Source organism: Cetobacterium somerae (genome assembly GCF_022430525.1).
Taxonomy (GTDB): Bacteria; Fusobacteriota; Fusobacteriia; order Fusobacteriales; family Fusobacteriaceae; genus Cetobacterium_A.
Genome location: NZ_CP092519.1, coordinates 1,582,004 through 1,603,859 on the forward strand (window position 1 = coordinate 1,582,004; position 21,856 = coordinate 1,603,859).

Annotated in this window: 22 protein-coding genes; 7 read left to right on the plus strand and 15 right to left on the minus strand. The window is 27.0% G+C overall.

What is annotated here, in order from left to right; all coding sequences use genetic code 11:
* Position 1: 1 nt before the first annotated feature.
* The 6 genes from MKD34_RS07270 to rfaE2 all read right to left on the minus strand — a co-directional run bounded on the left by MKD34_RS07270 (position 2) and on the right by rfaE2 (position 8,318).
* Positions 2 to 3,625 (minus strand): LPS-assembly protein LptD, encoded by a 3,624-nt coding sequence (locus tag MKD34_RS07270; RefSeq protein ID WP_240218889.1) that lies wholly within the window; start codon positions 3,623 to 3,625, stop codon positions 2 to 4.
* An 88-nt stretch (positions 3,626 to 3,713) separates the two neighbouring features.
* Positions 3,714 to 4,028, minus strand: a complete 315-nt coding sequence (trxA, locus tag MKD34_RS07275; protein ID WP_023051537.1) for a thioredoxin — start codon at positions 4,026 to 4,028, stop codon at positions 3,714 to 3,716.
* Positions 4,029 to 4,115: 87 nt separating this feature from the next.
* Complete coding sequence (locus MKD34_RS07280; RefSeq protein ID WP_240218890.1) at positions 4,116 to 6,704, minus strand: FAD-dependent oxidoreductase; 2,589 nt, start codon at positions 6,702 to 6,704, stop codon at positions 4,116 to 4,118.
* A gap of 16 nt (positions 6,705 to 6,720) precedes the next feature.
* Positions 6,721 to 7,392: a tRNA (adenosine(37)-N6)-threonylcarbamoyltransferase complex dimerization subunit type 1 TsaB gene (gene tsaB, locus MKD34_RS07285; protein WP_185891081.1), complete on the minus strand. Its 672-nt coding sequence runs from the start codon at positions 7,390 to 7,392 to the stop codon at positions 6,721 to 6,723.
* Positions 7,373 to 7,849 carry a tRNA (adenosine(37)-N6)-threonylcarbamoyltransferase complex ATPase subunit type 1 TsaE gene (tsaE, locus tag MKD34_RS07290; protein ID WP_240218891.1) on the minus strand — a complete coding sequence of 159 codons (477 nt, stop codon included), beginning with the start codon at positions 7,847 to 7,849 and terminating at the stop codon, positions 7,373 to 7,375. The genes tsaB and tsaE overlap by 20 nt, the downstream gene beginning before the upstream one ends.
* Positions 7,850 to 7,856: 7 nt before the next feature.
* Positions 7,857 to 8,318, minus strand: coding sequence for a D-glycero-beta-D-manno-heptose 1-phosphate adenylyltransferase (gene rfaE2 / locus MKD34_RS07295; RefSeq protein WP_023051533.1), 462 nt, complete (start codon positions 8,316 to 8,318; stop codon positions 7,857 to 7,859).
* A gap of 119 nt (positions 8,319 to 8,437) precedes the next feature.
* On the opposite strand from rfaE2, the gene ruvC reads away from it, so the two are divergent.
* A complete protein-coding gene (ruvC, locus tag MKD34_RS07300; RefSeq protein ID WP_240218892.1) occupies positions 8,438 to 9,013 on the plus strand; it encodes a crossover junction endodeoxyribonuclease RuvC in 576 nt (191 codons plus the stop codon).
* 23 nt (positions 9,014 to 9,036) lie between these two features.
* Here ruvC and MKD34_RS07305 read toward each other — a convergent pair whose 3' ends face one another.
* Positions 9,037 to 10,227, minus strand: a complete 1,191-nt coding sequence (locus MKD34_RS07305; protein ID WP_240218893.1) for a pyridoxal phosphate-dependent aminotransferase — start codon at positions 10,225 to 10,227, stop codon at positions 9,037 to 9,039.
* 135 nt (positions 10,228 to 10,362) lie between these two features.
* Here MKD34_RS07305 and MKD34_RS07310 point away from each other — a divergent pair, with 135 nt between their 5' ends.
* Complete coding sequence (locus MKD34_RS07310; RefSeq protein ID WP_185891075.1) at positions 10,363 to 10,911, plus strand: DUF308 domain-containing protein; 549 nt, start codon at positions 10,363 to 10,365, stop codon at positions 10,909 to 10,911.
* Positions 10,912 to 10,924: 13 nt separating this feature from the next.
* Here MKD34_RS07310 and MKD34_RS07315 read toward each other — a convergent pair whose 3' ends face one another.
* Genes MKD34_RS07315 through MKD34_RS07325 form a run of 3 tightly spaced genes read right to left on the minus strand, consistent with a single transcriptional unit; the run spans position 10,925 to position 14,477 of the window.
* On the minus strand, positions 10,925 to 12,418 hold the full coding sequence (locus tag MKD34_RS07315; protein ID WP_240218894.1) for a lipopolysaccharide biosynthesis protein: 1,494 nt from the start codon (positions 12,416 to 12,418) through the stop codon (positions 10,925 to 10,927).
* 8 nt (positions 12,419 to 12,426) lie between these two features.
* A complete protein-coding gene (locus MKD34_RS07320) occupies positions 12,427 to 13,512 on the minus strand; it encodes a polysaccharide pyruvyl transferase family protein (RefSeq protein ID WP_240218895.1) in 1,086 nt (361 codons plus the stop codon).
* An 11-nt stretch (positions 13,513 to 13,523) separates the two neighbouring features.
* A complete protein-coding gene (locus MKD34_RS07325) occupies positions 13,524 to 14,477 on the minus strand; it encodes a glycosyltransferase family 2 protein (RefSeq protein ID WP_240218896.1) in 954 nt (317 codons plus the stop codon).
* Positions 14,478 to 14,624: 147 nt separating this feature from the next.
* Here MKD34_RS07325 and MKD34_RS07330 point away from each other — a divergent pair, with 147 nt between their 5' ends.
* Genes MKD34_RS07330 through MKD34_RS07340 form a run of 3 tightly spaced genes read left to right on the plus strand, consistent with a single transcriptional unit; the run spans position 14,625 to position 17,098 of the window.
* Positions 14,625 to 15,692, plus strand: a complete 1,068-nt coding sequence (locus MKD34_RS07330) for an HlyD family secretion protein (RefSeq protein WP_240218897.1) — start codon at positions 14,625 to 14,627, stop codon at positions 15,690 to 15,692.
* Positions 15,682 to 16,683 carry a DUF2955 domain-containing protein gene (locus tag MKD34_RS07335; RefSeq protein ID WP_240218898.1) on the plus strand — a complete coding sequence of 334 codons (1,002 nt, stop codon included), beginning with the start codon at positions 15,682 to 15,684 and terminating at the stop codon, positions 16,681 to 16,683. Before MKD34_RS07330 ends, MKD34_RS07335 begins: the two co-directional genes overlap by 11 nt.
* The gene (locus tag MKD34_RS07340; protein ID WP_240218899.1) at positions 16,676 to 17,098 is read left to right on the plus strand and encodes a MarR family winged helix-turn-helix transcriptional regulator; all 423 of its coding nucleotides are present in this window, start codon (positions 16,676 to 16,678) and stop codon (positions 17,096 to 17,098) included. The genes MKD34_RS07335 and MKD34_RS07340 overlap by 8 nt, the downstream gene beginning before the upstream one ends.
* Positions 17,099 to 17,123: 25 nt before the next feature.
* Here MKD34_RS07340 and upp read toward each other — a convergent pair whose 3' ends face one another.
* Positions 17,124 to 17,747, minus strand: a complete 624-nt coding sequence (upp, locus tag MKD34_RS07345) for a uracil phosphoribosyltransferase (protein WP_240218900.1) — start codon at positions 17,745 to 17,747, stop codon at positions 17,124 to 17,126.
* Between the two features lie 55 nt (positions 17,748 to 17,802).
* Positions 17,803 to 18,015: a 50S ribosomal protein L31 gene (rpmE, locus tag MKD34_RS07350; protein WP_023051931.1), complete on the minus strand. Its 213-nt coding sequence runs from the start codon at positions 18,013 to 18,015 to the stop codon at positions 17,803 to 17,805.
* A gap of 173 nt (positions 18,016 to 18,188) precedes the next feature.
* Here rpmE and MKD34_RS07355 point away from each other — a divergent pair, with 173 nt between their 5' ends.
* Both MKD34_RS07355 and MKD34_RS07360 read left to right on the plus strand, forming a co-directional pair.
* Entirely contained in the window at positions 18,189 to 18,809 is a 621-nt protein-coding gene (locus MKD34_RS07355) for a ribonuclease H family protein (protein ID WP_240218901.1), read from the plus strand.
* 14 nt (positions 18,810 to 18,823) lie between these two features.
* Complete coding sequence (locus tag MKD34_RS07360) at positions 18,824 to 19,507, plus strand: YwaF family protein (RefSeq protein WP_240218902.1); 684 nt, start codon at positions 18,824 to 18,826, stop codon at positions 19,505 to 19,507.
* A gap of 17 nt (positions 19,508 to 19,524) precedes the next feature.
* Here the strand turns inward: MKD34_RS07360 and MKD34_RS07365 are convergent, their stop codons facing one another.
* From MKD34_RS07365 to MKD34_RS07375, 3 genes are read right to left on the minus strand one after another with little or no spacing between them, the layout of a single operon-like run.
* Complete coding sequence (locus tag MKD34_RS07365) at positions 19,525 to 20,100, minus strand: IMPACT family protein (protein WP_240218903.1); 576 nt, start codon at positions 20,098 to 20,100, stop codon at positions 19,525 to 19,527.
* Between the two features lie 4 nt (positions 20,101 to 20,104).
* On the minus strand, positions 20,105 to 20,704 hold the full coding sequence (locus MKD34_RS07370; RefSeq protein WP_240218904.1) for a site-2 protease family protein: 600 nt from the start codon (positions 20,702 to 20,704) through the stop codon (positions 20,105 to 20,107).
* A 32-nt stretch (positions 20,705 to 20,736) separates the two neighbouring features.
* Positions 20,737 to 21,855 carry a ComEC/Rec2 family competence protein gene (locus MKD34_RS07375; RefSeq protein ID WP_240218905.1) on the minus strand — a complete coding sequence of 373 codons (1,119 nt, stop codon included), beginning with the start codon at positions 21,853 to 21,855 and terminating at the stop codon, positions 20,737 to 20,739.
* Position 21,856 lies beyond the last annotated feature (1 nt).

The following is a 21,856-nucleotide window of genomic DNA, read 5'->3' on the forward strand; positions in this document are numbered from 1 at the left end:
ATTAATCCTCTAGATCATCTATTTTAATTCCGTTAAATAGGTATGTATCTGGAGTTGTCTTTTTATTTTGATCAGTTGTTGCACCTAATCCGAATATGTTACTTGTTGGGAATGTTAATAGTTTAAATTGGATAGCCATACTCCATTCATAGTCTTTAGTTCTATATGAGTAATCTCTTTCATAAGCCACTGCCCATTCATAGTATCCAAACTCTTTTCCTATCTCAACACCAAATCCATCAAAAGTACTTCTTCCATTATCACCTTGTCCTCCAAGTTGATCATAGAATTTAACATATGCTTTTGTTCTCCAACCTTCACTTGGTTTTCCAACTTTAGCATTTAAACTGAACTCATGCTCTCTTTCTGAATCTCTCCAATCTAATTTTTTCTCATCTGATACTCCATAATTTGTATAATTAGATTTTTGATTATAAATATAACCTAATCCTATTCTATTATATGAATAGAATAATCTTCCTTCTAACTCTTCTAGTGACTTTAAATAATCTCCAGTCATTTCATATCTCTTATCATTTCTTTGCATCATTAAAGAAGCATGGAATCCTCTTTTATAATCTCCAAAATATGTTCTATCATCAATTATTCTATTTAAATTAAACGTTCTAGCTCTAGAGTTTTCTCTATCTTCAAGAACTTGTCTAATTCTGTCTATTTCAACTTGGGATAATTGATCTGGAGTTTTATTATACTCTGAAGATGCATATGAAACTAATTCTGCATCTGTAAATCTCTTATCTTTATAAGTATAAGCTAAATAAACTATATCTGAGTTATATCTACTCAATGTAGGATTCCATTCACCCGCATTTTTATAATCTTCATAACTAGCTCTATATAAATGCTCTACATCTCCTCCTACTAAATATGAAACTGAATAAGTTTTATTTTTAGTATTAATTACTTTTGCTCCTAACTCATCTCTTTCATCTTTACCTTGAATATACTCAAGATTCAACTTGTTTTTTCCAAAATCATAAGTATAACCATATACATCTTCTCTAATTTTTTCTTCAGCATTATTTACATTCTCTATTTCCCAAATACTCGAATCTATTCTACGATTTTTATAATAGAAATAGTTATTTGCGTATCTATAATTAGCACCATAATTCTCAAAAGTCAAATCATTATGATTTTCATCTTTTTTATTATAATCTGTAAATCTTTTATCTGAACCATATTCTAAACCAAAACTATTTTTATCATCAATTAAGAAATCTAAATTTTGATTTAACATTTCACCTTTTTTATTATCATTACTAGCTCTTTTTATCTCTTTATAATCAACTTTGTATATAGTTTGAGTATTTCCTAAATCAAATGTAACAGTATCTGTAACTTGTTGGATATTATCCTTTTGAGCCATTCTTACATCTTTAGTAATTTTTGAATCTGAGTTATAAGAATACTCTTGGAACATATAAGTTAATCTATTTAATAAAGATAAATCTGTTTTTCTCTCTTTGTTTTCACTATTATCAAATATAGTTATATCATGAGTAAATCCAGCTCTATATCTAGTTGAACTATCATCTGTTGATATCTCTTTATCAGCTAAATTATCATAACCTTTATCATACTGATCAAATCTTACATTTCCATACACTTCTAGATTTCCAAGCCTTGATAGCGATAGTTTTTCGTCAGATAAACCTACTTCATAGAAATTCGAGTTATTTACATATATTCTATATGCGCTTCTATCCCAAGGATTATTTATATCACCATAGTGATAAATCCCTTCTCTATCCCATATCTCCTCTTTTGTATTACCGCCAGCTATTGTTAACTTCAATGAATCATACATAAAGTCTACGTAAGCTCTATTCTCAGATGTTTTATTATAAATAATATTTTCGTATCTATTATATTGTAAATCCCTATAGTTGTTAGTTTTTGTAATTCCATCAAATAAAGCAGTTCTTCTAAACGGATCATTTTCTAAGTTTAGTTTATGTTCAAACTCAGTATAATCATAACCAACTTTATAAAATACATCTTTATATAGATGATACTCACCTAAAGAGGTCTTCAAATCCTTACTGTCATATATACTATATTGCTCTACAGTCCATGGAGTATAATCAAACTTTATTCCATAAAAACCTTGATTATCTAATTTACTAAAATTTGGATCTCTTTCCCAAGAGTTTAACTCTCTAAATTTATTTCCTGTTTTATCATCATAAGATATATTAATCTTATTTACTTTATCATTGAAATTAAATCCAAAGTTTTCAGCTCTTGATTGTAAATCTTGTTTTGTAGATCCTGGATCCATATCATAAAGATAGTTATAATATGCTCCTACTGAATATCTATCATTTTCTTTTTTTATAGATACATCACTTGTTAAATCATAATCTGCTGATGATCCATAATCCATATCATCTAGTTGATCTGCTACTATTACTCCGTATACTTTTTTATCAGAAACAAGATTTACATCAGCTTTAATACTAATATCTTTATCTTCTCCTAAATTTGTTAACTCTGTATTTAAAGTATAGAATCCTAAGCTTCCACCACGGTCTGGTATACCATCGATATATTTCCATGTATTACCTGGTCTTCCTTGATTTCCTGTCCCATAAAAATACTTATCTATTGAATCATCTAAAGTAGGAATCATATTATATGTTGCATTCTTATAATTTAAATTAAAGAATCCATATTCACCAGAATAGTTATGATTATAATTAAAGTCCCATCTATTAAAGTTTCTTTCTACATCATTTCCATCGGCTTTTTTATCTATTAACCAATCGTTGATATTTAATTGTCCTTTTCCATAGGTTCCAAAATCATACCAATTTTCCATTCTACCTATTAAAAGTCCTATTCTATCTCCAAATTTCGGTGCTATACCACCTTTAAATTTACTATCTTTATCTCCCCATAAAACTCCTGATGTAATAAACCATCCGTAATCATCGTCATTTCCCCAACTTGGAAATAAAGGAACTTCTGACCCTTGTCTTATATTAAATCTATACCAAGGTAATGAAAATGGGATTACATCTGTATCTCCTATGAAAAGATTTGTATTTCTAAAGGTTACTTGTTTATCTGGTTCAATTACTATTGTATCAGATTGTAGATGATAACCAACTTCATTTGGGTTTCTATTCTCAAGAATTTTAGGGTCTGTTGTAAACCATGCGTCTCTTAAATAGGTTTTTCCATTTAGGTACTCTGTTTTATTTCCACCAAAATATATTCTATCATTTGGCTTTTCTGCACCAGTTACTTGACCAACTTCAAGATATCCAAAACTTTTACCAAAACTTCCAGTTTTCCCCTCTGTATCAAACTCTCCATTTAGTGAGTCCATTCTCAATTTTCCTGTAGGCTCATCTGCTTCTAGATAAAACTCTCCTGGAATATAAGCTCTATTTTTTTCTCTGTCAACTTTAACTTCAAAAGCTTTTAACTTTAAAGATCCATATCTTACATTTACTCCATCTGTCGAAGTCATCGTATCTGAATTCAAGTCTATCTCAACTTCATTTTGTAAATCATCAATCTTTTCTGTTTGTGCTTTTAAACTGGTTATAGCAACAACCATTAAAGCTAAAATTAAATAGATTTTACTTTTCATTGGCCCTCCCATTTTCCCATTTTATGTTAATTTTAATTATACCATAAAACAAAAAAGGTTGCCAGTAGCAACCTTTTTATTTATTATTTTAATAAGAATTCAATTTTTCTAAAAGCTCTGATTTTTGTCTTAACCCAACTATTTGATCAACTTTAACTCCATCTTTGAATATAATCATTGTTGGAATACTTCTAATTCCGTAATCTCCTGCTAAGTCTCCACTTTCATCTACATTTACCTTACAGATTTTTGCTTCAGTTTCTCCTGAAAGCTCTTCTAAAATTGGCGCTAACATTTTGCAAGGCCCACACCAATCAGCCCAGAAATCAACTAATACTAATCCTTTTGATTCAATAACTTCACCTTTAAAATTTGAATTATTTAAACTTAAAACCTTTCCCATTTTTTCCTCCTTAATATGGAAAATATTCCTTTAAATATATTTGTACTTTAACATAGACAACTATTTTTGTCAATTTTAATTTACTACCTATTTATAGAACTTTTTTAATAGATTTCCTTTTTTTTCTTTATCTTTTAATCCTTTAATTATAACTATACCTTTTTCTATATCTCCAATTAATATTCCAGATGATAATTCGTTATTTTTAAAGTTCAATTTTTTATAGATTAAATCATCATAATCTCTTTCACAAATAGAATCTTGAGTTTCTAAAACACCACCTGCTGAGAATATTTTTGTTCCCATTCCTTCAAAAGTAACTGGTTGTATTTTATCTTCATATTTTTCGTCAATTCCAATAGAATTAAGTCCTGCTACTTTTCCTTGGTCTGAAGATATTTGCCATAATCCAATTACATTTCCCTTGTATTCAGCAACATCTCCACAAGCATAGATATCTTTTACAGAAGTTTCCATTTTTTCATTAACAATTATTCCTCTATTAATAGCAATACCTGCTTTTTCGGCTAACTCTTTATTAGGAATTATTCCTGAACTAATTATAACAATATCTGCTTCGATTACTTCTCCACTATCTAAATGAATTCCCTCTACTTTTTGAGTTCCATCAAATTTTTCTGCTTTAGAGTTTTTATAAAGTTTTATATCACTTTTATTAATACATGTTTCAAATATTTTTGATCCCTCTTCATCAAGTTGTCTTGGAAGCATTCTTTGCATCATCTCAACAACAGAAACTTCTAATCCTAATTTCTGAAGTCCACATGCTGATTCCAATCCTAAAACTCCTCCACCTATTACAACAGCTTTTTTCTTTCCAATGCAATAGTTTTTAATTGCATCTACATCCTCTTTATTTCTAACAGTAAATATTCCTTCTAAATGAGAGTTACCAATGCTTGGGACCATAGCTCTTGCTCCTGTAGCTATAACAAGTTTATCGTATGATACTTCTTGTCCATCTTCTGTTTTAATAATTTTATTTTTAGAATCTATATCTTCCACTGTTTTTTTCAAAGAGATTTCAATTTTTTTATCTCTATACCACTCTTCTGGTTTTACTAAGAATTTTTCTCTTGAAATATTTTCTCCAATCATTTCAGACAATAATGTTCTATAATATGGATACTCTTTCTCTTTAGATAAAATAACTATCTTAGCTTTGTCATTTCTTTCTCTAATTACTTGAGCAGTGGATAAAGCTGCAACTCCTCCACCTATTATAACTATTTTTTCTTCAGCATCACTTTTTTCAATTTTTTTATCTAGTGGCGATGGCACAAAGAATTCTCTTCCAACTCCACATGCTGGGCAAACCTCTGGGGGATCAATTTGAACATATGATTCTCCACAAACACTACATGTCCATCTCATTAATTTTCTATCTGGATTTAAATTCTCCATAACTGTATCCACCACCTTTTCTGGGAGTGTTTTCAAACACATATGCTTTGCAAACTCTTTTCCAAATTCAAATGCTGTATCTAAATCTTTTCTAGATGCTCTAAAATTAACTTTCATCCCATCTATAACATGCATTCTAAGTTCTTTTAATCTAGAAATTATATTAGGAACAGCTTCTCCACTCCATCCATAGCTTCCAAAAGCTGATACATATTTTCCGCCATGAACAATCGGATTTAACGATGTTAAAAGATTCCAAATAACTGGCAATGTATCTCCGTTTATAGTACAACTCCCAAATAGTATCCCATCTGCCCATTGAAATTCTCTTAAAATCTCACCTTCTAATTTTCCAAAGTTATCTATATTTAAATCATAACTTTTTACTTCTATAGTAGAATTGTAATCTTTTATTCCTTTTTCAATTTCTTGAGCTAGCTCTCTTGTATATCCATAAGCTGTTGCATATGGGATTATAATACTTTTAAATTCATTTGGATTTTTTACTGTTGACCAATTTTTATATGTTTGTATCATTTTATCGATATCAATATCTAAAACAGGACCATGCCCTGGAAGTATTGCATCAATCTTTAAATCTTTAATTTTTTCAATTCCTTCTAACATATATTTTCTAAAAGGTGAAAATATACACATATAATAGTATCTTAAAGCAACCATATAATCTTTATGTCTTTCAACTGGAACTTTTGACAACAATATACCATCAAAACTAAAATGAGACCCAAATGAATCACATGTCACTAGATATTTATCCTCTTCTATGTAAGTATACATTGAATCTGGCCAATGTAAAAATGGTGCTGATATAAATTTCAACGTTTTATTTCCTAAAGAGATAGTGTCATCTTGTCCTACAATTATATGAGGAAAATCTTTGTTTAGTATACCTCTTAAAAACTCAATTGTATTTTTTGATCCAACAACTTTAGCATTTGGTGCTAAATCTAATAATTTTCCAACAGATCCTGAATGATCTGGTTCTGTATGGTTTAATACAATATAATCAATTTTACTGATGTCATCTAAACATGTTTTTAATCTTTCTAAAAACTCTTGGAATTTATTTTCTTTTACAGTTTCGAAAACTGCTATTTTTTTATCACCCTTAACTAAATAAGAGTTATACGTCGTCCCAAATTGAGTCTCCATAATCACATCAAACACTTTCAGATCTGGATTTAATGCTCCAATCCAATAGATTCCATCTTTCAATTTAAAAGAGTTCATAAGCCCACCTCGATATTTATTTACCTTCTTTTTCTCTTTCAGCTTGAGATTTTGTTACATAGTATGGCTCAAGAGTAAATAAATTATCCTCTTTATTTTCAGCTAATTCAGCTAGTAAAGAAGCTCTAGATATATTTAAAGATTTTTTAATAAATATACATTTATCTCCTAGTTTTTCTCTTATTATATCTTCGTATGCAGATGCTCCATCTCCAACAAATACAGTTTCTTCATCCACAATATTTAATATATTCTCTAGTTCTTCAGCCATATATTCTCCATCTAACATAAAGGCATCATTCTTTTTTTTATATACTCCAGAGAATACTCTTTCCTTTCTTGCATCTAACATTGCTATAACTTTTTTATCACCATTATATGTATTAGCAAGTAAATCCAGTTCATTTATTCCAGCAATTGGCTTTTTTAAAGCATATGCTAATCCTTTAGCTAACCCTACTCCAATTCTTATTCCAGTAAATGAACCTGGCCCTGTACTTACAGCAATTTTATCAATCTCTTTTTTATCTATCCCAGTTAAATTAAATAATGTATCTATTGTTGTCATTGTTATTGCTGAGTGATTTTGCTTTACATTTAAAGTTATTTCTCCAACAACGCCTTTTTTATTATCATAAATAGCTACTGTTCCTATATTTGTAGATGTATCAATTGCTAAAATCAACATATTTTAACATCTCCTCCTCTTTTACTTTATCTCCTATATACTCTAAACTAACACTTCTAACCTCTTGCTCTTCTTTATCTAAAGCATATTCAAACTCTATCTTTATATATTTTTTAGGCAACTCACTTTCAATTATATTTGCCCACTCTATAAGCGCTACTCCATCATTATTTATGTAATCTTCATAACCAATTTCATAAATCTCTTCTGGACTTCCTAATCTATACACATCAAAATGATAAAGAGGTAATCTTCCATCCAAGTACTCTAAAACGTAATTAAATGTAGGACTTTTCAAATTGTCCATTATTCCAAAAGCTTTTGCAAAAGTTTTTGTAAACGTTGTTTTCCCTGTTCCTAAATCACCTATTAGAGCTACCACTGTATTTGGCGAAACATAATCTGCTAGTTTTTTAGCTAATATATTGATTTCATCAAATGTTAATATTTTTTTCATAATTCACCTACCCTTGTATCTTATTAACTATGTTCGTTGTAGACTTCCCTTCTACAAACCCTAAAATTCTAACTTCTCCACCATTTTTCTCTACAATTTTTGTTTCTGGAAGATCATCTTTTGTATAATCTCCTCCTTTTACATGAATTGAAGGTTTTAATTCATCTAATAACTCACAAGGAGTATCTTCTTCAAATATAACTGTATAATCTACAGCTTTTAAACCACAAAGCATTTCAGCTCTATCTACTTCACTATTAATTGGTCTACTTTCACCTTTTAATCTTTTTACAGATGCATCTGAATTTACTCCAACAACAAGTATATCCCCTTGTCTTTTAGCCTCATTTAAATATGTTAAATGTCCTACATGTAGAATGTCAAAACACCCATTTGTAAAAACTACTTTTTTATTTTGCATCTTTAACTCTTCTATTATTTGTGCTGCCATAGCTCTTTTTAAAATCATATATACTCTCCTATTATGCTATCTTTTTATGTTTTCTATTATACCATAATTTTTGAACTTATATACATCTCCTAGTTTTTTTTCTTATCTCATGTTAAACTATTTTAGAGGTGATTTTTTTGAGAATTTTAGGGATTGACCCAGGTACTGCAATCGTTGGATATTCAATTGTAGATTATAAAGAAAATAAAATTAATTTAATAAAATACGGATGTGTTTTCACAGACAAAAATCTTCCTATGGAAGATAGACTTTTACAAATTTTCAACGAACTTGAAGAGATTATAGATTTTTATGCTCCACAATTCATGGCGGTTGAGGAACTTTTCTTTTTTAAAAATAATAAAACAGTTATTAGTGTTGGACAAGCTAGAGGCGTTATAATCCTAGCTGGAAAAAAAAATAATTTGCAAATAGAAAGTTATACACCACTTCAAGTTAAAATGGGTATTACTGGTTATGGTAAAGCAGATAAAAAACAAGTACAACTTATGGTTCAAAAAATCTTAAAATTAGAAGAGATTCCTAAACCTGACGATGCTGCTGATGCTATTGCTGTAGCTATTACACATATTAATTCTCTTACTAATTCTTTATATACTCCCAAAGTAGCTGCACCTACCAAAATAGAAAAAGAGATTAAAAGTAATCGAATGACTGCTAAAGAATTTAGAGAACTTCTATTAAAAAAATAAAACGCTAGAACTCTAGCGTTTTTTTATTTATTATTATATTTTTTCAATCCTAAATCTATTATTTTTATCGCTTTTTCCAATCTATCTAATTCTAAAGCATACGATATTCTAATTTTATTCAATCCTAACTCTTCATTTTGATAGAACCCTTTTGCTGGTGCTAGCATAACTGTTGAATTGTCATATGAAAACTCTCCTAATAACCACTTAGAAAAATCTGTTGCATCTTTTACAGGAAGCTCAACTATACAATAAAATGCTCCTTCTGGTTTATTTAATACTACTCCATCTATTTTATTTAATCCTTCATATAGAAAATCTCTTCTTTCCATATATTTTTTATTAACAGCTTCGTAGTAATCTTTACCCATACATCTATATAATGCTTCTGCTCCAACCATATCAAGAGTTGATATTGATAATCTTGATTGACATAACTTTAAAATATAAGACATAAACTCTTTATTTTTATTTAATATTGTTCCAACTCTTGCACCACATGTCGAAAATCTTTTTGAAATAGAATCTATAAGTATTATTCTATCTAAATTATCTGCAAAAGTTCCACAACTAACTGTATCTTTACCATCGTAAATAAATTCTCTATAAACTTCATCACTTATTAAAAATAGATTTCTATCTTTTGAAATTTCATTTAACATTAAAAGTTCGTCCTTTGAGTAAACTGATCCTGTAGGATTTCCTGGATTTGAAAACATTATCGCTTTTGTTTTCTCTGTAATTAAATTTTCAATTACACTTTTTTCTGGAAGCTTGAAGTTTTCCTCAAATTTTGTAGGAATTCCCACAACTTTAATTCCTAACATAGCAAAAAAACTGTTATAGTTTGCATAATATGGTTCAGGAATTAAAACTTCTTCATCTGCATTAAAAAGTGTCATTAATGTAAACAATAATGCTTCACTTCCACCGGCAGTTATTAATATTTCATCATTTTCATAATTTATTCCTAAATTATTATAATATTTTTTTATTGAGTCTATTAACTCTTTTCTCCCTGATGAGTCCGAATAAGCTATTGTTCTCTCTCCAAAATTCTCTATTGCTTCAAAGAACTCCTTTGGAGTTTCTAAATCTGGTTGACCTATATTTAAATGTATTATATCTACACCAGCATCCTTAGCCTTTTTTGAATATGGTATTAACTCTCTCACTGGAGATGTTTTTAAATTTTGTATATTTTTTGAAAACATCTGTCCCTCCTAAAAAAACTTTTTTAATATTATATCAATCTATCGCATTTATGTGAAGTTTTTTTTAATTGAAGTGTTTTCTAAACTCTGATATAATTCAATCAATAACTATTCTTTATAAGGAGAGAATTTATAATGGCAATAAAATTTAAATCATTTTTCTTAACATTGGGAATTTTTTACATTTTAATAGGAGCTCTTGGAATTAGCAATATGGGATTTTTCAATCAAAATATAGAGTATATTTTAAGTACTGTTTTATTTTTAAATGGTATATATCATGTTTTCTATTCAATGACAAATCGAAAAAGTCCATACTTCCATTGGGGACTTGTTCTAGGTGAGGGAATAATCGAGCTTATATCTGTAGCTATCATTCTTTTAAACACTTTTACTAGTCAATTATTTTTTACAAGTTATATTGGTGGACTTCTTTGTCTAAAGGGTTTAATTTTAATTTTAGGTAGAGATAATAAACTTACATCTTGGGAGAATACAAAAGCTAAAGTAAAAATCTTAGTTATTGTAAAAGGGCTTTTACATTTCCTATTTGGTTCTTTAATCATTGTATTACCTTTACTAACTGATAAAGCTGTTTATGTTGTTTTTGGATGGTATATTTTATTTTTAGGAATCCATTTTTTAACAGAGGAATATATTACCAATAAAAAAAGTGATGTTTAATTACATCACTTTTTTACTTTTTCCATATATAAACTTGGGATTTTTCATAATCATTTAATCCTATAAACCAAAGTAATATTCCATAAGATGTTGCATAAAGTCCTATCTTTATCAAGAAATTTAAATAATTAATTTCTATTAAATAGTAATTTAAAATATATCCAAATATCATTACTATTCCTATTGGTATTGACATTTTTATAATATTTTTCCAAAATTTAACTATATCTAATCCTACTGAAACTTTATAATATATATTCATAACTATTATTTGTCCTAAAATAAAAGAAATTCCCGTAGCTATTGCACATCCTATTGCTCCAACTTTTTTTACAAAAATAATACTAAGAACTAAATTTAAAATAGCTATTATAAAATAAACTATTGATCTAAATTGATGCATATTTTTAGCCTGCATTATACTTACACCAGTACTTTGAATTAAGGGAACTGTTAATGGTATCATTATCCATAACGCTATATTATACGCTTCAATATATTCTTTTCCAACCCACAAAGTTATAAAATCTTTTCCAAATAATATAAAGCCTGAAGAAATTAATCCTAAAAGAATATATTGTAATCTTCCAATTTTTAAGAACATATCATCTACTTCTTGGTGCTTTTCTTCTACTATTAACCTATTTATTCTTGGAAATAAAACACCTGAAACAGCTGATGCAAACCCCATATAAAGAGTATTAAATATTGCTCCAACAGAGTATATTGCAATTCCTTGAACTCCAACATACTTTCCTATTATAACTCTATCCGTTCCCCAATAAATTTGATCGATTAATACATTTAAAAAAATAAAAAATGAGTAAACAAATATCTCTTTTAAAATATCATTATTAAATTTAGAAATTTTTATTTTCATTCCTAATTTAAAGGCATAAATCATATCAAAGAAATAAGATAGTATTGCAAAACATACAGTTGAAATAGTTACTGCTATTAAACCAAAACCATTTATCATTAACATTGCTCCAACAATAGGATTTAGTATAATTGTTATAAGTTTTACTCCTCTTTGGTATATAAACTTTTCTCTAGATGTTATATTAGTAGAAAAAATACCCATTGGAAATGATATAATTACATTTAAGGCTAATATTATAAATACCGCTTTTGTTTTTTCAAGTTCTACCAAAGTAAATCTCTCTCCAAAAAATTTCCCAATATTTATATAAATGTATACTCCTATAATAAAAGCTATCGTCATTAAAATAGAAAAAATTACTAAAAACATTCCATTTAAAGATTTTTCTTCCTCTATTTTCCCTTCAGCTCTGTATCTTGTTGTATATCTTAGCATTGTATTCCCTAATCCTAAGTTCAAAATAGATATATATCCCATTATTGACTGAACCAATGAGTTTATTCCGTAATCTCCTGGTCCTAAATACTTCATATATAAAGGCGTATATAAAATCTGAATAACTGAACTTATAATTATTGTCATCATTGAAAGAGCTGTTCCTATTTTTAGTTCATTTCTAGCCATATCAACCTCTATTCGCTTAAAAAATCATCTAATTTTAAAAAATGTCTCTCTCCATCCTGAGCTGCTCTTATAAGTGTGTTTGGAGATAGTGCCTCATTCTCTTTAAATTTTTCAAAATTTAAACCTTGTAAATTTTCTAAAGAAGCATAATTTTGCTTAAACTCTAAATCTTCTAAAACATTTGTCATTTTTTTGCTATACGCTATTGGAAATACAGGTTTTTTAAGAACAAATCCTAATATCATTGCATGAAATCTTGTAGCTACAATACTATCAGCTTTATTTAATATTTCCAATGCTTCATTCATATCTCCTCTATAAAAATATTTAGAAATATGTTTATGTTGCTCATTTGGTATCATATTTAATAATTTTTTTATAGCTTCTTCGTCTTTTTCACCTTGACAAAATGACATAAATTTAACTTTTTTTCCACTTTTTATAATATCTAAAGTTAATGTTTTCAATCTATTAAAATATTCTGACTCTATTCCAGAAAAACCTGACCTTGCTGATGGCAAAATTATAGAAAATAAAACATAATCTTCTTTTGCTACAGCATCTTGCTTTAGACTAAAAACTATATCCTTTCCAAATCTTACATTTTCTAAATCTTTAAAAAGCTCATATGAATATCTTTCTCTAAAACATACATCCTTACATTTTTTGAAAAAATCATGATACATGCTTTTAAATACTTCACTTTTATAAGGACCAAAATTTGCTCCTAAAATAAAATAGTTTTTTCCAAATTCCAAATTTCTTTCTCTTATTTTAAAGTCCTCTTTTGAAAAATCATTTTCTATAAAAATTGATCCTCCTATATTAACAACACCATCCAACTCTTTCGCTTTTAAATCTTCCAATATATTAGATACTCCAAATTTTCTTCCTAAACGAAATAATATCTTTTTTGCAAAAGTGTTATTATATAAAATCTTTAAATTATTTGTTTCAATCCCCTTTAAATTTTCATATTCAGGAGTAGCAAAAAGATAAAACTCTGTATCTTTATATCTTTCACAAAGCATTTTTATAAAAAGATCATCTCCTAAATTTAATTGTGCATATGCCTTTATTAATATTTTTTTCACTGTCCCTCACCCTATTTTATTGTTAACATTTTTTTTAACTTCTTAAGCCACATCATTTTTAATCTAAAAATTCTATAGTAATAATATGTTTTTATATCTATAGTTTCAATTTCTTTTAAACTATCTATTTCTTCTTTTATCTTTATATAAAACCTTTTCCAATTTTCAACTTTATTTTCACTTAATTTTTGAAGTACATCAAAGGGATACATTATACCATGATATTTAAAGCATTCCCTAACTTTATTTATATTTTCCTCGTATGCCTCGTTTCTTTTATAAAAAGAGATTAATTCTCTTAGAACAATATAAATATCTGTTCTATTTTTATAATTATTTGAAACTGAATTTTGATTCATAAAATAATTATAAAAAGGTTTATCTACAGAAATTATATTTTCACTATAAAAAAAACTCATAAAATTAAAAAACATATCTTCTCCAGTATAGATATTTAATAAAAATCTAATATTATTTTTTTCTAATAAATCTTTTTTATAAATTTTATTACATGGTGATGCGAACCACTCTGTAGTACAATCTATATAATCATTTTTAGTACTTCTTTTAGGAATTTTAACTGTTGAAAGAAGATTTTTATTTTCATCTAGTTTTTTAAATCCACATATTACAATATCTGCTTGATGTTTTTCAGCTTCTTCTACCATGTTTACATACATATCTGAATCCACCCAATCATCAGAATCTAAAAAAGCTATATATTTTCCTTTGGCCATTGAAATCCCTAAATTTCTAGCAGCACTACACCCACTATTTTGAACTTTTTTATATATTATACTCTTATTATTTTCAGACATTTTTAAACAAATATCTGATGTTTTATCTTTTGATCCATCATCTATAACTATAATTTCAATATTTTTTAAATATTGATTTAAAACAGAGTTTATACATCGTTCAATATATTTTTCAACATTATAAGCTGGAATTATAACACTTAACACTTTTCCTCCCGTTACTTTTAATTTTGTTTTAAATTATATAATGATAAATATAATAATTCAAATAAATTTATCTTGTATTTTTTTTCCAAAAATAGTAAAATTGAAATTAGTTTCCTAGGAAACTAATTTCAATTTAGGAGTGATTATATGTTAATTCATAAAAAATCTATACTTATATATTTCATTATTTTTCTTTCTTTCTTTATTATCTTAATAGGAACAGTGGCTGTACAAATGAATATTCCCTATTCTTCTAGAGCACATTTAGAATATCAAATTTCTCCTGTATATAGTAAAGTATCTGGTAGTGTTGATAAAATATTTGTTAAAAATGGAGAGATTGTTAGCTCTCAACAACCACTTTTTTCAATTGATAATAAAGTTTATCATGCTTCATATATTTCAGCTCTAGGTAAATATAATGAAGTTCTTGATTCAATTAAAAATTTAAAAAATGATATCGACAAAACTAAAGAAATCATAGAAAAAAATAAAATTATATTCCTTCAAAATAAAAAAGAACTTATAAAATTTCAAACTCTTTATAAGAAAAATTTTATAAGTGAACTTGATCTTGATAATATGAGAAATAAACTTTTAGATTCAGAAAAAACTTTAAATAATAGTGAAAATGAATTAAAAAATTTACAAGTTAAATATAAAAAAAATGAAGATTCAATCCCTTCTCTTTTAATAGCAAAAGGATCTCTAAACCAAGCTAAAATTAATCTAGATAACACAACTATTTTATCCCCAATGAAAGGAGAAATAGTTATGGATAATTTTTATGAAAATACCTTTGTTAAAGAGAATACAACACTTTTTTATATAAAAAATGATGATATCTTAAAGGTAAATGTTGATTTAAAAGAAAAAAATATTAACTCAATAACTTCTGGAAGGAAAGCTCTTATACTATTTGATGGTATCCCTGGTATTATTTTTAAAGGCAAAGTTGAAAATATTAGTCCTATCTTAGCTCAAGGTTACACAGCTTCAAATACTTTAGTTAATATTCCAGAAGATAATCGTTGGATAAGAGATAACGGTAAAATTAGAGTATCTATTCTTGTTGAAAATTCTCAAAGCATTAAAAATTTATCTAGTGGCTCTATGGCATCAGTTATTCTTCTTTCAAAAGATGACAATATTTTTTATAACTTTATGGCTAAAGTTTGGATCCATATTATAAAGGTATTCAACTATGTGTATTAAAGATTATTCCAACGATATTTTAAGGACTATTTTTGCTATTACTATTGGACTTTTAATAAGTAAATATACAAATCTTTCTTTTAATTTTCAAATCCCTGTGGTAGCATTTGGAGTTGTTACTAGTATGACTTATTTTTCTTTAAAAATATTTTTAAAAAATTATTTATGGACTGGTATTTTTGCCACTATTGGTCTTTCTGTTTCAGAGATATTTCGAGATAAATTTCTTTTATTTTCATTAGCAACTTTTATTTTTTTCTTTACTTGCTTTTTTTTGTCTAGTAGATATCAAAATGCTGTTAGAAGTGGTATTTTAGGCTACTCTTTTACAACTATATATTCAACCTATAGTGATAAGATTGTAGAAAATATGGTTACAGATATCTTTACTGTTACCTTTATAGGTGGTATGATAGGATGCTTACTTTTATATATTTTTCCTAAGAAAAAAGAAGAGTATAAAATATCTGCAATCACTTCTAATGAAAATATCCATCCTAGTTTTTTAACTGCATTAAAAATAACTATTATCGTTTTTACTATTTGGATTTTATATATGATTTTTGATATTCGTGATACCTTTTTTGCATATGCAACTCTAGCAGGTATATATACAAATCTAAATTTAGATAAAATTCATAAATTATCTTTCTTAAATATTTTTATTCATGTTCTGGGGTGTACTATAGCCATTATTTTTTCTTTTTTAATTAATGGTATTGGAAATAATCCTATTATTTTTTCTTTAGGAATTATGTTATTTTTTTATCCGTTAATTTATTTAGGTTATTATGGTGATACCCCTTATAAAAGAGGTTTTTATTTCGGAGTTGTCAGAGCCACTATATTGCCAATTTGTTTATATCTATCTCCTTATGGTGATATTGTAACTAAAGCTTCTTCAAGGGCTATTCAAATAACTATTATGCTTTTATTTTCAATGCTTTTAACTAGACTTATATTATTTATAGAAGGAGATTCAAATGAATAAAATTAAAATACCTGTTTTAATCTCAAGAATAAGTAAACTTCAAAGAAAAATTCTTAACGAAAAATTAAAAGATTTTAATTTAGAAGCTTCACAAGGTATAATTCTTTTTAAAATTAAAGAATTAGGAGAAAGTACTCCTAAAGAACTTATTGAAATGGGAATTATCGAAAAACCTGCTATTAGCAAAACTTTAGCGAAACTAGAAAAACTTGGATATATCGAAAAAATTCCCTCATTAAAAGATGCTCGAAGTTTCTCTGTTCGTTTAGCCAAAAACGGTGAAATGATTGAAAGCTGTGTTAACGACTTTATTGAAGATTTAAATAATAAATTTAAAATGATTTTAAATAATAACAGTTTAAAAGAATTAGAAACTTTACTTGTTTTTCTTGAAAATGAATCAATAAAAAAATAGCTGAAGTAACTTCAGCTATTTTTATTTATTTTGTTCCAAATATTCTATCTCCACAATCTCCTAAACCAGGATAAATATATCCATTTGAATCTAATCCTTGGTCTATTTTAGCAGTATAAATTGCTACATCTGGATGTGTTTGTAAAACTTTTGCAATTCCTTCTGGAGCTGCTACTAAACACATAAATACTATATTTTTTACTCCAGCATTTTTCAAGTAATCTATAGCATAAATTGCTGATCCACCTGTTGCTAACATTGGATCTACTAATATAACTTGTTTATTTTGAACATCTACAGGAAGTTTACAGTAGTAATATACTGGTTGTAGAGTTTCTTCATCTCTATAAACTCCTATATGTCCTATTTTTGCTGTTGGAATTAAAGATACTATTCCATCTACCATTCCTAATCCAGCTCTTAAAATAGGTACAACTGCAATGTTTGTTCCTAATGTATGTCCAGTTGTTTTCATTAGAGGAGTCTCAACCTCAATTTCATCTAAAACTAAATTTTTTGTTACTTCATAAGTCATCAGCTTAGATATCTCATTTAAATTTTCTCTGAATGATTTTGTATCCGTATTTTTATTTCTTAATAATGTTAATTTATGTTGTATTAGCGGATGATTTATTTCTATTACAGCCATTTTAACCTCCCTAGTTATATTTCTTTAAAAAAAAACAGGACATAGTCCCGTTTTCTTATTTTTTTAATCCAAATCTCTTATTGAATTGCTCTACTCTTCCAGCTGCGTCTATGAACTTAGCTTTTCCAGTATAGAATGGGTGACAGTTTGAACAAACAGCTATTTTAAGCTCGTCTCCCTTTGCTAAAGTTGATCTTGTTTCAAATTTGTTTCCACATGTACAATCAACAGTTATTACTTTGTACTCTGGATGAATTCCTTTTCTCATTAATTTCACCTTCCTAAAATCTTTCTATTTATCGTAAAGATTTTATCATAATTTTTTAACTTTTGCAACATTTTTTTGCTAATGATCCGAAGTTTTTTTGGTATTTTCTTCTCTTTCCTTTTTATTTTTTTTAATTTTATGATAAAATAGTATAAAACTTTAGAAGGAGAATTATGGCTACAAAATATTATGCTTTTATTATAGACAATGAAAATTACTCAAAAATTGTAACTTCTTGGCCTGAATGTCAAAGTGCTACTAAAGGAAAAAATGCTCGTTATAAATCATTTAAAACAGAGCTTGAAGCTAAAGAATGGTTAAAAAATGGTGGACTATATGAAGATAAAAAATTAAAAATTCAAGAGGCTAAAAATAAATTAGAAGATGGTATCTATTTTGATGCTGGAACTGGACGAGGTATTGGTGTCGAAGTGAGAGTTACTAACCGTTTAGGAATCTCTTTACTTGATAATATTCTTCCTGAAAAAATGATAAACGAGTTTGGAAACTATCTCGCTCCTCAAGGCAGTACAAATAACTATGGGGAATTAATCGGTATTTTTTTAGCTATTGATATTGCTTTAAGAGAAAGAAATTTTAAAATTTTTGGAGATAGTAAATTAATTATTGATTATTGGTCTAAAGGGCATTATAATAAATCGTCACTAAATGAAAAAACTATAAATCTTATTATGAAAACCGCTGAAAAAAGAGTACAGTTTGAAAGTCTAGGTGGAACTATTCAGCATGTTTCTGGGGATATCAATCCTGCAGATTTAGGTTTTCATAAATAAATTAGGAGGAGTACATGGAGTTCGAACTATTTGATAAATTACATCTTTTTTATCTTTTGGGATATTCTTTGGTTTTTCTGTTTCTTTATTTTGGAGTTGCATACAATCCACAGCCTAAAAAAATTATGAGGATTATATCTTTTGTCATTTTATTAATTAAATGTGGTGAACTTTTTATTAGATATAAATTAATTGGTGAAGCTTGGTATCAATTACTTCCACTACACCTTTGCAATATAACTCTTATATTTGCAGTATTTGGATCTATATTTAGATTTCCACCTTTTTTATATGCAACATTCTTTTGGTCTATTGGAGCAATTTTTGCTTTATTAACACCTGAAGTGAGAGAAACATTTCCTCATTTCTTCAATATAAGCTTTTTTTCAACACATTTTTATATAATTTTTGTTGCAATCGTAGAGTATAAAGTTTTTAAATTAAGACCATCTCTAGAATCTTGGACAGCTTCATTTCTTGGTTTAAATATTATTGCAACTGGTGTTTACTTTGTCAATACAGTTCTTGGAACAAATTATCTTTATATTAATAGAAAACCAACTTTCTCATCTCCTCTTAATTATTTTGGAGAATGGCCATATTATATAATAGTTGTTGAGTTTGCTTATATTACTTTGACCTTACTATTATTGTTTTTATTCAAAAAAAAAGATTATAAAATAAAAGTAAACAGGTAGAGTAATCTACCTGTTTTTTACATAATTACTAATATATCCTTAATATCTTTTAACTTTTCTAAGGTTTCATTTGAAACTTTTACTCTATATGTTACACGTTCATTAAAATCTTTATTTAATAACTCTTCATTACCACTTACAAGTAACGCTTCTACTTCATTTATTTTCTCATAAGAAAAATCTAATAAACACTCAACTCTTTCTATAAACTCTACAATCTCTCCCTCTAAAACTGCTAACTTTGCAGTTTTAGCATAATTTCTTACTAAACCACCAGCTCCTAATTTTATGCCACCAAAATATCTTGTCGCTACTACTACTACATTATTTACTTCCATATAAGTCAGTATTTCACCCATAGGTTTTCCAGCAGTTCCACTAGGCTCTCCATCATCATCAGCCTTAAAATACTCTTGTCCATTATCAATAACTCTATAAACAGTACAATTATGAGTAGCATCTGGATGCATCTCTCTAATCATACTTATAAAATCTTCAGCCTCTTCTTTTGTTGAAATTGGTTTAGCATAACCTATAAATTTTGATTTTCTTTCTTCAAACTCTATCCTTACAGCTTTTTTTATACTTTTCATTTAACTAACTCCTAATTATCAAATCTATAAATCTCACTAAAATATTGTATATAGGAGACATCATTTTACTTAATATTCCAAAATAACTTAATACTATTATAAATAAAATTCCATATGTATCTAAAGTAAATACCTTTATTCTATTTTCATCATTTAAAAATGATGCTATAACTCTTGATCCATCTAATGGTGGAATTGGTAGAAGATTAAATGTTCCTAAAGCCATATTTATTATTATAAAATAAATTGATATATCATTAAAAGGTACTACTCCATATTTTATTAAAATAGCTCCTAGTATCATTAATAAATAATTTGTTAAAACACCTGCTATTGAAACTAAAAATTCTCCAACTCTTCCATTTCTAAAAGCAAAATAATTTACTGGTACTGGTTTTGCCCATCCTATTATAAAATTTGAACCACTTAACAACATAAAAATTGGTACTAACGCTCCTATTGGATCTAAATGCTTTAATGGATTTAAAGATAGTCTTCCTGAATATTTAGCTGTTTTATCTCCACAAAATAAAGCCATATATCCATGAGCTAATTCGTGTAATACCAAAGAAAATAGTAAAATTATAACCTTTAAAACAATCATTCTTATCACCTCGTATAAATAGCTTAACACAACTATAATTCTAATGTCAAATATGGAATTTCACTTAGTAATTCAATACTCTTTATTAAAATTATATAAGTATAATTTACTAATGAAATTGTTAAAAATTCTAAATAAAAATTTGATAAAAATATTGTCATAAAACTTATCATTATAAAAACTGATGCTATTGGAATTATAATTAAATTACTAAAAACTGAAAATAAAGGAATCGTATTAAAAAATATATAAAAAATTGGTGTCATACAAAATTGAATTGTTAATGTCATTAATAATGTATTTAATATCTTATTAAAGTATTTACTTCTGTATTTTTTTATTTTAGGAATTTTTTCATAAATAAAAATTATAGAAAATACTGCTATATATGACATCCAAAAAGATATGGAGTAAATCCATGTTGGAAAAATTAAAAGTGAACAACAAAAAGCTAGCATAAAACTTTTTTTACTATTTACCTTTTCATATAAAATATTTCCTAATAAATAAATTGATCCCATTATGTATGCTCTAAATATTGATGGAGATTTTCCAATGGAAATAACATATAATGTTAAAATGATAAAAACTAAAATATATCTATTTCTTTTTTGAATATTTAATTTCAAAAATAACAATGACATTCCTGTAATAATTATTCCAATATGTAATCCAGATATTACCAATAAATGAGCTGTTCCTGTGTATCTAAACTTTTCTTTTACATCTTCATCTAATAAATATCCCTCTCCTAGAACTGTTGCTCTCAAAAAATGTTCTAAACCAAAGGAATAATTTGCACTTATTTTCTTTATTTTTTTTATAAAAAAAGTTCTCAATATATTCTCTTTATTATTTACCTCTTCTGCCTCTATATTATATTGAACTCCCCATTTTGAAAACTTTATTTTCTTTACTTCTCCTAAAATAATTTTTTCTCCATCTTCTACTTTGTTTACTGTAAAATACATATTTTTTACTGGATATTTTCCATTTATATTTTCAACTTTTCCTTTTCCTGCATCTACTCTACCAGTTAATTCAATGATATCTCCTATCTCAATTTTCTCTTTAAATGTTGTCCAATGCAACCTAAAAAAGAAAATTGAGGCAAAAATTATAATTAATGCCCCAATTTCTATTTTTTTCAAC